This window comes from Dysosmobacter sp. Phy (assembly GCF_054476235.1).
In genome coordinates, this window is record NZ_CM136997.1 from 2,673,191 (window position 1) to 2,685,389 (window position 12,199).

Genomic DNA, 12,199 nt, shown 5'->3' on the forward strand with positions numbered 1-12,199 from the left:
TGGTTTCAAAAGGTCCCCGAAAACCACAGTTTCCGGGGACCTTGGGCCTGTTCAGGCCAGCGCTTTCGGATCTTCCAGCAGCAGCTTCATGTCGTTGAGGAAGGCGGCCAGGGGCACGCCGTCCAGGATCCGGTGGTCGCCGCCGATGACCAGCTTCATCATCATCCGCACGGCGATCACGTCCTCCCCGTCCCGCTCGATGACCACCGGCATCTTCTTGGCGGTGCAGGCGGCCATGATGGCGGGCTGGGGCGGCTGCGGCAGGGGCACGGAGTCAAAGGAGTTCAGCTTGCCCAGGTTGGTGATGCCGAAGGTGCCCTCGGAGTAGTCGTCGGGCATCAGCTTGCCGGCGTTGGCCTTCTCCACCATCTGCTTCATCTCCGCGGAGATCTGGTAGAGGTCCTTGGACTGGGCGTCCTTGATGACCGGGGCCACCAGACCGTGGTCGGAGGCGGTCATGACGCTGATATTGCAGGAGCTGTAAACGTTGATCTTGGTCATGTCCTCGTTGAAGGCCGAGTTCATGATGGGGGTGCGCTGAAGGGCGATGCTGACGGCCTTGATGATGAAGTCGTTCACCGTCAGGCCGCAGCCCTTTTCTGCGTTGAGCTGCTTGCGGAAGGCCAGCAGATCCGTCACGTCCACGTACATGCCCTGATAGGTCATGGGATACGCGCCGCTGATCTCCATCCGCTTGCCGATCATCTTGCGCACGCCCTTGTAGGCGATCTCCTCAGATACTTGCAGCATCGCTCAGCCTCCCGCCTCAGACCAGGCCGGAGATGTCCTCGCCGGGCTGGCCGATGATGGCGATGGGGGTGCCGCAGGGATAGTCCTCGTCGCACTCCACCAGGATCTTCAGCAGCGTGCCGTCCTCCGGGCAGGGGAACTCCATGGTGGTCTTGTCGGTCATCAGCTCAAACAGGGGCTGGTTCTTCTCCACCTTGTCGCCCTCCTTGAACAGCCACTGGGTCACCTGACCCTCTTCCATAGCCTCGCCCATCTTGGGCATTACAACGACTCTTGCCATAATGAAAATCTCCTTTTCTTTTTGTTTTGTGAATTGTCAGATGTATCAGGGGCCTCCGCCGCGCCGCTCAGGCGTGGATGCACGCCTTTACCCGCTCCGCGATCTTCTCGGGAGAGAGCATGACGAAGTCCTCCATGGTGGGGGCGGCGGGGATGATGGTGTCCGGCAGCGTGTAGCGCTGGGCGGGCTCCTTCAGATAGGAGAAGGCCTTCTGGGTGACCTGGAAGGCGATCTCGCCGGTGATGCCGAAGGTCTCCGTGAACTCGTCCACGATCAGCAGCCGGCCGGTCCGCTTCACGGACTCCACCACCGGGTCCAGATCCAGGGGCCGCAGGGACCGCAGGTCGATCAGATCGATGTGGATCCCCTCTTCCCGCAGCAGCTCGGCGGCCCTGGTGGCCTTCAAAATGGCGGTGCCGAAGCCCACCACCGTGATGGCGTCGCCCTCGCAGACCTTGCGGCTCTTGCCGATGGGCACCAGGTAGTCGGGGTCCAGAGGGACCTCGCCCTTGAGGCGGTAAGCGGCGGTCTCCTCACAGAAAAACACGGGGTCGTTGTCCCGGATGGCCGCCTTGAGAAGGCCCTTGGCGTCCTCCGGACAGGAGGCGCAGACCACCTTCAGTCCCGGGAAGCCGGCGAACAGGTGGTAGATGGACTGGCTGTGATGGGGGCCGCTGCGGGTGCCGCCGCCGATGGCGGTGCGCACCACGCCGGGGATCTGCTTGATCTGGCCGCCGGACATGTACCGGTACTTGGCCAGGTGGTTGCAGATGATGTCCAGGGCCACCATGCTGAAGTCCATCTTCATGATGTCCATGATGGGCCGCCAGCCGTACATGGCGGCGCCCAGGCCCCAGCCCACGATGGCGTTCTCCGACAGCGGCGCGTCGATCACCCGGTCGGGACCGTACTTCTTATAGAGGTCGCCGGTCACACCGTAGGCGCCGCCCAGGATGCCGATGTCCTGGCCCATCATGACCACTTTCTCGTCCCGGGCCATCTCCTCGTCCAGCGCCAGGCGGATGGCCTGCATATACGTCATTTTCTTGGTCTGTTCCATCTTGCTCTCCTCCACTTCAGCAGCCCGCGTAGATTCCCTGAAGGGCGACCTCGGGTTCGGAGTAAGGCGCCGCTTCCGCGAAGGCCCAGGCCTCGTCCAGCTCCCGCTCCACGGCGTCCTGGATCTCTTTGAGCTGTTCGTCCCGGATCCCGTATTCCGTCCGGAGCTTCTCCGGATAGACCTTCAGGGGATCCCGGGCCATCCAGAAGGCCTGCTCCGCCGGGTCCTTGTACTTCACGCCGGATTCGTTGGGGGCGTGGCCCATCTGGCGCCAGGTCATCAGCTCCAGGATCATGGGTCCCTTCCCGCTGCGGACGTATTCCGCCGCCTCCATGGTGGCGGAATAGACCGCCTCCACGTCGTTGCCGTTTTCCACGGTGACGCCGGGGATGCCGTAGCCCTTGGCCCGGGTGCTGAGATGGTCCAGGCCCGTCATCTTCCGGAAGTCCTCGGAGATGGCGAAGAAGTTGTTCTGGATGATGACCAGCATGGGCAGCTTGAAGGCCGCCGCCATGTTCAGTCCCTCGTGGAAGGCGCCCTCGCAGGCGGAGCCGTCGCCGGTATAGGCCACGGCGATGTTGCCCTTGCCCTCGTGCTTGAGGTGATAGGCAAAGCCCACGGGCACGGTGTAGCAGGGGCCCAGGGTGCCGCCCAGCACGTAGAGATTCTTGGACACATCGACAAAGTGGGGCTCGCCGGCCTTGCCCTTGCAGGTGCCGGTGGATTTGAGCAGAGTCTCAGACAAAAGCGTCTTGAGATCGCAGCCCCGGGAGATCTGATGGGCGTGGGACCGATGGTGGGGACAGACGATGTCCCCCGGCCGGAAGGCCATCATGGACCCCGTGCCGCAGGCCTCCTCCCCGATGCCCAGATGCGTCATGCCCAGGGGTTTTCCGCTGGTGTACGCATCCCACAGCCGCTCGTCGAAGCGGCGGCTTTTGTACATATTCTCATAAAATTTCAGCTGCAGCGCTGTGCCGAATTCTTCCATCGGCATCCATACCTCCTTCTCCGTTCCGCCTGCGGGGTCGTTCCCGCCGCAGACGCACGCATCAAGCACACAGGGCCGCACAAATGCGGAGAGACCCTGTGCGTCCCTTTGGATTTCATGGTATGCCAAGTTTTTGGTTTTTTCAAATACACAGCTTTTATACCGCTGTATTCCAGAAAAGCATAAGCCGCCGGCAGCGCCGCCGCCTGCGCTGTGAAAGCGGATCGGATCTGCTGAAAGGGCGGCGTCAAGAAGCTGTTAACTCTGTTAATTTTTTGTCGAAAGTTCACTGAACCAGATGTGTGTCTCTAAATGCCTCGATAATGTTGATGGAAAAATACATGATTTTTTGGAATGTGCCGCAATAACTTTTTGAAATTTGAAATTACGCGAATATTTGCTACAATTTGACTATGCCAAGACGTCTGGAACACAATGCAAATGTGCAAAATATGCGATTTTAGGAGGAACTTATGAAAAGATTGTATGCGTTGATCCTGGCCCTTGCAATGGCACTGTCCCTGGCTGCCTGCGGATCTTCCGACAGCGGCGAAACCGAGCAGACCGACGACGGCGCCGCCGCCGAGACCACGGACGACGGCGCTGCCGCCGAGGTGGAAGAACTGACCATCAACCTCTATAACCCCGTGGCCGGCGAGGTCACCGACACCTCCTACACCATCTTTGCCGACAAGGTGTCCGAGCTGTCCGGCGGCAAGATCACCTGCAACATCACTCCCGCCGGCACCCTGGGCGCCGAGCGCGAGGCCACCCAGCTGCTGCTGATGGGCGACATCGACATGGGCGTGTTCTCCATCGACGGTCTGGACTGGCTGGTCCCCGACGTGGGCATGTCCTGGATCTGCCTGCCGGGTCTTCTGACCTCCTATGAGGAAGTGGACGAGTACTACAACAACGGCTGGATGTTCGAGCGCCACAAGGAAGTCGCCGCCGAGCACGGTGTGGACCTGATCTGCCCGGGTGAGTTCGGCCTGAAGGTCTACATGGGCACCGGCGAACCCATCCGCACCATGGACGACTTCGCGGGCAAGATCATCCGGATCCCCGACGTGCAGTTCCACCACGACTACATCGAGGCCCTGGGCGCCATGCCCGTCAGCGGCATCGACATGTACACCGGCCTGCAGCAGGGCACCATGGACGCCGTCCAGAACAACATCCCCGCCTCCGAGCTGTTCAAGCTGGAGGAGGTCATCGACTGGATCACCCTGACCTGGGATATGTACGGCAACAACTTCTGGGTCGCCAACGGCGATTTCACCGCCTCCCTGTCCGACGCCCAGCGTGAGATCATCTACACCGCCGCCGAGGAGGCCGCCCAGTACATCCGCGACACCTACCGCGAGGTCAACGACACCTGGGTCGAGGAGTGCAGAAACAATCCCGACATCGAGGTCATCGACATCAGCGATGAGATGAAGGCCGAGATGCAGGAGATCGGCTATCAGATCTGGGAGGAGTACCGCGACAAGTTCGATCCCGTGGCTATGGAGCGGATCTTCGAGGAGTTCTATCCTGCGGACTGAGCAATCTGACCGGGGTGCTGATGGAGCCGCTTTCCGTCAGCACCCCCCCTTGAGAGAAAGGCAGGTTCCCTGTGAATCAAATGAAATTTGACAACAAGCTGTATGAGTTTGTCTATAAACTCAACCGGGTGTTCGGAAAGATCGAGGAGATCCTCTCCATCATCACCCTGTGGCTGCTGATCATTGTGTGCGTCGTGTTCATCTCCGCACGCTTCATCTTCCACATCCCCACCCCCTGGGCCGATGAGCTGGCGCGGTATTTTCTGATCCTGCTGGGCTGGATGGGCGCAGCCTTTGCCTCCTCCCACAACGATCACCTCAACATCGATATCATCAGCACCGTGGTCCAGAAGCGGTCCAAAAATCCGGAGAAGATCCTGGCGGTGGCCGACCGGATCTCCCAGATTTTGTCCCTGGCGTTTTTGCTGGTATTTCTGTATTTCTACACCATTTTTGTCATTAAAATGTATGAGACGGGCACGCCCTCTTCCACCCTGCCCTGCGACATGTGGGTCCCCATGAGCCTGGTGCTGATCGGCGGCGTCCTGATCTTGGTCCACAGCCTCTGCTATGCCATCCTGCCCAAGAAGTACTGGGAGGGGCAGCAGCAGGAGGACACCGCTAAAAAGGAGGAGAACTAATGGAAGTCTTGCTTGTATTTCTGGTGATTTTCCTTGGCACCTCCCTCCTGTTCCGGATGCCCGTGGGCTTTTCCATCGGCCTGGGCGGCGTGGGCGCCTTCCTGATCTACGGCTTCTCCACCACCTCCATGGCCCAGTCCGCCTTCTACGGCACCAACAACTTCTCCCTGCTGGCCATCCCCTTCTTCCTGTTCGCCGGCGCGGTGATGGAGTACTCCGGCATCTCCCGGAGCATTTTCGCCTTCGTGGACTCCTTTGTGGGCCGCTTCCGGGCCAGCACCGGCACCGTGGCCGTGTTCGCCTGCGCCGCCTTCGGCGCCCTGACCGGCTCCACCCAGGCCACCATCGCCTCCATCAGCAAGATCGTGTTCCCGGAGATGGACAAGCGGGGCTATGAGCCCGCCTACCAGGCCGCGCTGATGGCCTCCGCCGGGTTCCTGGGCGTGCTGATCCCCCCCAGCATGACGGGCATCGTCTATGCCACCGCCTCCAACATCAGCATCGCCGACGCCTGGATGTCCACCCTGCTGCCGGGCATCCTCATCGCCATTATGTACTCTGTGGTGAACTTCTTCCACCGCCGCAAGGTGGAGCCGAAGGTCACCGAGCCCTTCCACGCCGGCGCCTACGTCAAAAACATCGGCGTGAGCACCAAGAACGCCTTCTGGGCGCTGATGATGCCGGTCGTCATCTTCGGCGGCATTTACAGCGGCGTATTCACCGCCACCGAGGCCGGCGCCATCTCCGCGCTGTACGGCCTTGTGTACTATGTGATCCGCAAGCGGGTCCGGCCCGAGGCCGTCAGCGGCAACGTCAAGGACATGATGAAGTTCACCATCAGCCTCACGGGCATCATCCTCTTCATCATGACCACCGCCAACATCGCCTGCAAGGCCATCGCCTTCTCCGGCGTGTCCCAGGAGCTGGTCACCTGGATGACCACCCACATCGAGTCCCCCATCGTGTTCATGCTGATCGTGAACGTGATCTTCCTGATCTGCGGCATGTTCATCGACAGCAACGCCGCCATTTTGCTGTTCGTCCCGCTGCTGACCCCCATCGCCGATGCCTACGGCATCGACCAGGTGCAGCTGGCCGGCATCATCCTGGTGAACCTGTGCGTGGGTGCCATCTCTCCCCCGTTCTGCATCAACGTGTTCGTGACCACCAAGCTGAAAAACGTCAAGTTCGTGGACGTGATCCACTACATCTGGCCGTATCTCTTCTGCTGCATCATCGTGCTGCTGCTGATGTGCTTCATCCCCGGGCTGTCCACCTGGATGCCCAGCCTGTTCAACTGAGGTCCGGTCCATCAGGACGTTCCCTTCCAAAAGACCGGGTCTGACGCCCCATCGGCGCCGGGCCCGGTCCTTTTCTCCGCCGCCGGGCCGGAGGTATAACCGGCGGGAATGGCGGCGGCAAAGCGAGAGCTATTATACAAATTCCCACGGTTGGGGCTATAATTCCAAGTAAGAAAATGCGGCGCCCGCAGGGCGCTTGAACAGACGGAAAGGACGGAGATCATGGAAAAAGCAAAACCGGAAGTGGTCTTTCAGGTAGGTATGGTGGTCCGGGACGCGGAGGAGAAGGTCCGGGCCCTGAAACAGTGGTTTGACTTCGACGAGGACAGCATCGTGGCCAAGGACACCCGCACCATGACGGAGCAGGGGATCTTCCACGACAACCAGTACCTGGGCAAGCCCGCGGAGTTCTACATCAAGACCATCCGCCTGAGCTTCGGCGGGATCGACTTCGAGTACATCGAGCCCCTCAATCAGGCCGGCGGGGACCCCTTCTCCGACTGGCTGCTGGAGCACGGCGAGGGCATCCACCACATCAACGTGAAGTTTGAAAACCGGGAGCGTCTGGTGGAGAACATGGAGCAGCTGGGCGTCCCGGTGCTCCACAGCGCCAAGATGCGGGACAAGGGCTACTCGTTCTATGACCTGCGCAGCCAGTTCGGCTTCATCGCGGAGGTCGGCGAGATGGTGGTGGGCCCTATGGCGGAGGCCTATTACAGGGACCGGGGCGGAAAGCCCGTCTGAGCGCCGGTCCCCGTCCGACAAACAAGACGGCGGCGTTGACCGCCGCAGGATACAGAAGGAGGATACCATGAAACAACTTGAAGGCAAGGTCGCCATCGTCTCCGGCGGCACCAAGGGCATCGGATACGCCATCTCCAGCACGCTGGCCGCCCAGGGCGCCCGCGTGGTGATGGTGGGCACGGACCGCACCGCGGCCGAGAAGGCCGCGGCGGAGATCGCCGCCCAGGGCGGCACCGTTTTGCCGGTGGCGGCGGATCTGACCACGGAGGAGGGCCGGACGGCGGTCCTGCGGGAGACGCTGAACGCCTATTCCAAGGTGGACATTCTCATCAACAACGCCGGCTGGGGCTGCAAGACGTCCTTCCTGGAGACCACCATGGAGGGCTTTGACCGCTCCATCAACCTCAACCTGAAGGGCACCTATTTCATGACCCAGGCCGTGGCAGCCCAGATGGTGGCCCAGGGCGCCGGCGGACGCATCGTCAACATCTCCTCCACCGCCGCTCTCCAGGGTGAGCGCAACTCCACCATCTACTCCGCCACCAAGGCCGGCATCATGGCCTTCACCCGGGCCCTGGCCCTGGAGATGGGGCCCTACGGCATCAACGTCAACTGCGTGGCTCCGGGCTTCACCCGCACCAACAACAACGGCCACGTCCCCGCCTCCATCGACGAGAACTTCCTGGCCATCACCCCCACCCAGCGCATCACCGTGGCCCAGGACATCGCCAACGCCTGTCTGTTCCTGGTGTCCGACGGCGCCAGCCAGATCACCGCTCAGGTACTCTCCGTGGACGGCGGATACAGCGGCACCCGCGCCATGCAGGCGGCCCAGACGGCCTCCATGCAGCGCAAATGACCACGGGAGGAGCGAAAATATGACTGGAAAGATCGCGTATTTCGGAAAAGACGGCAAGGTGGGCTTCGTGAGCCACGAGCTCCCTGAGCCGGGTCCCGGCGCTCTTTTGGCCCGGGTGCTGAGCAGCAACATCTGCGGCTCCGATGTGAAGAACTGGAAAAGCGGCGTGTCCCTGGGTGTGGGCGGGGAAAAGACCTGCCAGGGCCATGAGTTCGTGGGCCGCATCGAGCGGCTGGGCGAGGGCGTGACCACCGACTACGCCGGACAGCCCATCCAGGTGGGCGACCGGATCGTGGCGGCCTACTACATCACCTGCGGCGAGTGCCGGGCCTGCAAGATGGGCCGGTATGACCAGTGTGAGAACGCCTACATCCACCTGGGCCAGTCCCCGGAGGACTTCCCCTACTTCTCCGGCACCTTCGCCACCCACTACTACATCCATCCCAAGCAGCACTTCTACAAGGTGCCCGACACCCTGCCCGACTCCCTGGCCGCCGGCGCCAACTGCCGGTTCTCCCAGATCTACTACGGTCTGGAGCACGTGGGTCTGGCCGCCGGAGAGACGCTGCTGATCCAGGGCGCCGGCAGCATGGGCCTTTACGCCGCCGCCATCGCCAGGGAGGCTGGCGCCACCACCATCGTCATCGACAGCGTGGCCGACCGGCTGGAGATGGCCAAGCGCTTCGGCGCGGACCACGTCATCAACATGACGGACCTGCCGGAGCTGGCCGACCGGGAGAGAGCCGTGCGGGAGCTGACCGGCGGCCGCGGCGCGGACGTGGCCGTGGAGGTCACCGGCGTGGCCGCCGCCGTGGAGGAGGGCTTCCACCACCTGGCCCCCATGGGCCGGTACGTCATCATCGGCACCAACGTCTTCTCCGCCAAGGCCACCCTCTCCCCCGGCTATATCACCCGCAAGAGCCTGACGGTCACCGGCGTGGCCCGATATCTGCCGGAGTATCTGCATAAGTCCCTGCTGTTCCTGGACAAGTTCCAGCACAAGTACCCCTTCGACGAGTTCTCCACCGGCACCTACACCCTGGACCAGCTGGAGGAGGGCATGCAGATGGTGGCCGACCGCAAGGTCATCCGCGCGGTGGTCACGCCGGAATTGTGAGCGCTGATTTGACAAGGAGGAAATACCATGGGCAGATTTCAATTCGGCGTCTGTGAGTTCAGCTTCCCCTGCTGGGGTCCCCTGGCCTTGCAGATGGCCCACGAGGCGGGCTATACGGGGATGCAGCTGGCGGACGCCGGCGGCTCCACCAACGCCTATCCCCTGAACAACAAGCGGGTCCAGGACTGCTATCTGGAGGCCTCCGCCAAATATGGCATCCAGCTCCAGTCCATCCACCTCTACACCCTGGTCCGCCAGAACTTCATCCGGTACAGCCAGAGCTCCCCGGAGGGGCAGGAGTGCATGGAGAGCATCAAAAACGGCATCATCGCCGCCTCCGAGATGCACATTCCCACCGTCATGATCGAGGGCATGCGCATGTACGGCGCCGCCCAGCACCAGCACGTGCTGGATATGTACAAGTACGCCGTGAAGGTGGCCGGGGACTACGGCGTCCAGATCGCCATGGAGACGGACGTCACCCTGGAAAACCACTTCAAGTTCCTGGATCAGTTCGACGGGAAGCTGAAGCTGTGCTTCGACACCCACAACCCCGTCATGTACGGCACCGGCTATCCCCCCGACATGATCCGGGCCCTGGGCAAGGACCGCATCGACCACTTCCACATGAAGGAGTCCCAGCCCGACGCCGAGGGCTTCGTCACCAAGGAGACGGCTCCCATCGTGCTGCTGGGCCAGGGCGGGACGTTCTTCAAGGAGTCCGTCCAGGCCATCAAGGACATCGGCTACGAGGGCTGGATCATCTCCGAGACCTTCTACAACCGCCGCAACATGAACGAAAACGGCATGGACTACGTCTCCTCCGCCAAGCGGGACGTGGAGACGCTGAAAGCCGCCTTCGGCGAGGACTGAACGCCCCTTCCGGCACACAGCCTGATACGAACCGAGAAAGGAAGCGGAAATGAGCGGATATAAATTCGGCACATACGATTTTTGCTATCCGGTGATCGGACCGGCCGCCTTTGAGCTGGCCGGCGCCGCCGGATACGACGGCGTCTGCATCTGCGACCTGGGCGGCGCCAAGCGCAACTTCCCCCTTCTGCAAAAGCGGATCCAGGAGATGTACCTGGAGGCGGCCCAGCAGTACGGCGTGACGATCCAGGGCTACCAGCTGCTCCAGATGAACCACCCCAAGCAGCGCTATGAGCATTTCAGCCCCGGCTCCCCGGAGGGCGAGCTGGGCCGGCTGAGCGTTTCCAGGGCCGCGGAGATCTGCGCGGCCATGAGGATCCCCTTCGTCAAGATCGAGACCACGGGGATGTTCGACGGCGACGACAAGCGCAACGTCCTGGAAAACTACAAGGCCTACGCCCGCATCTGTGAGGAGGCCGGAGTCCGGCTGCTGATCGAGACGGATATGACCCTGACGCGGCTGTGCGATTTTCTCGACAGCGTGGGCCACGGCCTCAGGGCCTGCGTGGACACCAGCGACATCCTGCGCTACGGCACCGGTGATCCGGCCCAGGTCATCACCTCCCTGGGCCGGGAGCGGATCGGCCTGATCCAGATGAAGGACAGCCGCATGAACCGCTACGGCTACATCACCGCCCGGAGCGACCTGGCCGCACCTCTGGGCCAGGGGGACTCCAGGCTGGAGGAGGCCGCCCGGGCCGTTCGGGACATCGGCTACGACGGCTGGATCTTCGCCAAGAGCGTGGTGTATCTGGACGGCTTCGCGGGACAGGACTACATCGCCCTGGGCAAGAGCGACGTGGCCGCGCTGCGCAGGGCCTATCTCAGCTGACCGTTCTCCGGAGGCAGTCCCCTGCCTTCGCCGCGGCGGTGAAGGGCACGGCGCCGCCGCGGGCCGCTGGACTATCCGGCCCCGGAACTTCCCCAAAGAGGAGCACGACCGATATGAGTAAATTGCAGTACAAGTTTGGCACCTTCGATTTCTGCTACCCCTTCCCCGGCCCGCCGGCCATCCGGCTGGCCGGCGAGGCGGGGTTTGACGGGATCTGCATCGGCGATCTCTACGGGTGCGAGAAAAATTATCCGCTGAACCAGAAGTGTATTCAGCAGCAGTATCTGGAGGCGTCCAGAAAGTACAACGTCTCCCTGGAAGTCTTTCAGCTGTTCAGCATGAGCAACCTGCGCGGCCGCTACGACCACTTCGACCCCGACAGCCGGGAGGCTGAAAAGGGCCGCACCGCCGTCCGCAGGGCCGCCGAGGCCTGCGAGGCCATGGGCATCCCCCGCATCATGATCGGCACCACGGTGATCCGCGACGCCAACGAGCGCAACAACATCAAGGAGAACTTCAAGGAGTACGTGAAGATCTGCGCCCAGCACGGCGTCCGCCTCACCATCGAAAACGACATGACCGTGGAGCAGCTGATCCCCTTCCTGGACGAGGTGGGTCACGGTCTCAAGGCCTGCTTCGACACCAACAACCCCATCTTCTACGGCACGGGGTACTCCCCCGACATGATCCGCGCCCTTGGAAGGGACCGCATCGACCACTTCCACATGAAGGAGAGCCGGGCCAACGAGTTCGGCGTCCTCACCCGGAAGGAGGAGCTGGTGACGGTGCTGGGCGAGGGCGACTCCCACTTCGCCGAGGCCGTGGACGCCATCCACGACATCGGCTTTCAGGGCTGGATCTTCGCCGAGACATTCTACTTCTTCAAAGGCTTCCAGGGCCGGGACTATGTGGAGATCGGAAAGCACACCCTCCGCAACCTGCGCCGGGCCTATCTGGACGCCCAGTGATCGCCCGCGCTCCCCCCGGCCCGCTCCGGTCCGGGGGGAGCGTTTTTTTCGCCGTGAGACGATGCCGCAGGGCCGCCATCGTCTCTTTTTTGTAACCATTTTGCGGTTGACAAATGTCTACCTCTCTGGTATGGTGGGAGTATAAGGTAGACAATCGTATACCAAGAAGGAGGCGA

At 62.1% G+C, this 12,199-nt stretch carries 13 protein-coding genes; 9 read left to right on the plus strand and 4 right to left on the minus strand.

The annotated features are described in order from the left end of the window. Nucleotides 1-51 precede the first annotated feature (51 nt). The 4 genes from ACVDHE_RS13275 to ACVDHE_RS13290 all read right to left on the minus strand — a co-directional run bounded on the left by ACVDHE_RS13275 (nt 52) and on the right by ACVDHE_RS13290 (nt 3,087). The gene (locus ACVDHE_RS13275; RefSeq protein ID WP_418725730.1) at nt 52-750 is read right to left on the minus strand and encodes a 2-oxo acid dehydrogenase subunit E2; all 699 of its coding nucleotides are present in this window, start codon (nt 748-750) and stop codon (nt 52-54) included. Nucleotides 751-766: 16 nt separating this feature from the next. Next, the gene (locus tag ACVDHE_RS13280; protein ID WP_213038475.1) at nt 767-1,030 is read right to left on the minus strand and encodes a biotin/lipoyl-containing protein; all 264 of its coding nucleotides are present in this window, start codon (nt 1,028-1,030) and stop codon (nt 767-769) included. 67 nt (nt 1,031-1,097) lie between these two features. Then, a complete protein-coding gene (locus tag ACVDHE_RS13285) occupies nt 1,098-2,090 on the minus strand; it encodes an alpha-ketoacid dehydrogenase subunit beta (protein ID WP_213038476.1) in 993 nt (330 codons plus the stop codon). A gap of 16 nt (nt 2,091-2,106) precedes the next feature. Continuing rightward, nucleotides 2,107-3,087, minus strand: coding sequence for a thiamine pyrophosphate-dependent dehydrogenase E1 component subunit alpha (locus ACVDHE_RS13290; RefSeq protein ID WP_213038477.1), 981 nt, complete (start codon nt 3,085-3,087; stop codon nt 2,107-2,109). Nucleotides 3,088-3,554: 467 nt separating this feature from the next. Between ACVDHE_RS13290 and ACVDHE_RS13295 the strand changes: the two genes are divergently transcribed. The 9 genes from ACVDHE_RS13295 to ACVDHE_RS13335 all read left to right on the plus strand — a co-directional run bounded on the left by ACVDHE_RS13295 (nt 3,555) and on the right by ACVDHE_RS13335 (nt 12,023). After that, the gene (locus ACVDHE_RS13295) at nt 3,555-4,628 is read left to right on the plus strand and encodes a TRAP transporter substrate-binding protein (protein WP_458884832.1); all 1,074 of its coding nucleotides are present in this window, start codon (nt 3,555-3,557) and stop codon (nt 4,626-4,628) included. A gap of 80 nt (nt 4,629-4,708) precedes the next feature. Next, complete coding sequence (locus tag ACVDHE_RS13300) at nt 4,709-5,269, plus strand: TRAP transporter small permease (RefSeq protein WP_458886183.1); 561 nt, start codon at nt 4,709-4,711, stop codon at nt 5,267-5,269. Beyond that, nucleotides 5,269-6,570 (plus strand): TRAP transporter large permease, encoded by a 1,302-nt coding sequence (locus ACVDHE_RS13305; RefSeq protein WP_418725734.1) that lies wholly within the window; start codon nt 5,269-5,271, stop codon nt 6,568-6,570. Before ACVDHE_RS13300 ends, ACVDHE_RS13305 begins: the two co-directional genes overlap by 1 nt. A gap of 222 nt (nt 6,571-6,792) precedes the next feature. After that, on the plus strand, nt 6,793-7,314 hold the full coding sequence (locus tag ACVDHE_RS13310; protein WP_418725735.1) for a VOC family protein: 522 nt from the start codon (nt 6,793-6,795) through the stop codon (nt 7,312-7,314). Between the two features lie 67 nt (nt 7,315-7,381). Continuing rightward, the gene (locus tag ACVDHE_RS13315) at nt 7,382-8,173 is read left to right on the plus strand and encodes an SDR family NAD(P)-dependent oxidoreductase (RefSeq protein WP_325227693.1); all 792 of its coding nucleotides are present in this window, start codon (nt 7,382-7,384) and stop codon (nt 8,171-8,173) included. Between the two features lie 19 nt (nt 8,174-8,192). Beyond that, nucleotides 8,193-9,290, plus strand: coding sequence for a zinc-binding dehydrogenase (locus ACVDHE_RS13320; RefSeq protein ID WP_418725736.1), 1,098 nt, complete (start codon nt 8,193-8,195; stop codon nt 9,288-9,290). A gap of 27 nt (nt 9,291-9,317) precedes the next feature. Beyond that, nucleotides 9,318-10,163: a sugar phosphate isomerase/epimerase family protein gene (locus tag ACVDHE_RS13325; protein ID WP_418725737.1), complete on the plus strand. Its 846-nt coding sequence runs from the start codon at nt 9,318-9,320 to the stop codon at nt 10,161-10,163. 49 nt (nt 10,164-10,212) lie between these two features. Then, nucleotides 10,213-11,055, plus strand: a complete 843-nt coding sequence (locus tag ACVDHE_RS13330) for a sugar phosphate isomerase/epimerase family protein (protein WP_458884833.1) — start codon at nt 10,213-10,215, stop codon at nt 11,053-11,055. Between the two features lie 113 nt (nt 11,056-11,168). Then, entirely contained in the window at nt 11,169-12,023 is an 855-nt protein-coding gene (locus ACVDHE_RS13335; protein ID WP_213038486.1) for a sugar phosphate isomerase/epimerase family protein, read from the plus strand. Nucleotides 12,024-12,199: the final 176 nt, after the last annotated feature.

Excerpts from the sequence above, each read along its gene's own strand:
- ACVDHE_RS13275 (WP_418725730.1), bottom strand. The coding sequence starts at position 750 with ATGCTGCAAGTATCTGAGGAGATCGCCTACAAGGGCGTGCGCAAGATG.
- ACVDHE_RS13280 (WP_213038475.1), bottom strand. The coding sequence starts at position 1,030 with ATGGCAAGAGTCGTTGTAATGCCCAAGATGGGCGAGGCTATGGAAGAG.
- ACVDHE_RS13285 (WP_213038476.1), bottom strand. The coding sequence starts at position 2,090 with ATGGAACAGACCAAGAAAATGACGTATATGCAGGCCATCCGCCTGGCG.
- ACVDHE_RS13290 (WP_213038477.1), bottom strand. The coding sequence starts at position 3,087 with ATGCCGATGGAAGAATTCGGCACAGCGCTGCAGCTGAAATTTTATGAG.
- ACVDHE_RS13295 (WP_458884832.1), top strand. The coding sequence starts at position 3,555 with ATGAAAAGATTGTATGCGTTGATCCTGGCCCTTGCAATGGCACTGTCC.
- ACVDHE_RS13300 (WP_458886183.1), top strand. The coding sequence starts at position 4,709 with ATGAAATTTGACAACAAGCTGTATGAGTTTGTCTATAAACTCAACCGG.
- ACVDHE_RS13305 (WP_418725734.1), top strand. The coding sequence starts at position 5,269 with ATGGAAGTCTTGCTTGTATTTCTGGTGATTTTCCTTGGCACCTCCCTC.
- ACVDHE_RS13310 (WP_418725735.1), top strand. The coding sequence starts at position 6,793 with ATGGAAAAAGCAAAACCGGAAGTGGTCTTTCAGGTAGGTATGGTGGTC.
- ACVDHE_RS13315 (WP_325227693.1), top strand. The coding sequence starts at position 7,382 with ATGAAACAACTTGAAGGCAAGGTCGCCATCGTCTCCGGCGGCACCAAG.
- ACVDHE_RS13320 (WP_418725736.1), top strand. The coding sequence starts at position 8,193 with ATGACTGGAAAGATCGCGTATTTCGGAAAAGACGGCAAGGTGGGCTTC.
- ACVDHE_RS13325 (WP_418725737.1), top strand. The coding sequence starts at position 9,318 with ATGGGCAGATTTCAATTCGGCGTCTGTGAGTTCAGCTTCCCCTGCTGG.
- ACVDHE_RS13330 (WP_458884833.1), top strand. The coding sequence starts at position 10,213 with ATGAGCGGATATAAATTCGGCACATACGATTTTTGCTATCCGGTGATC.
- ACVDHE_RS13335 (WP_213038486.1), top strand. The coding sequence starts at position 11,169 with ATGAGTAAATTGCAGTACAAGTTTGGCACCTTCGATTTCTGCTACCCC.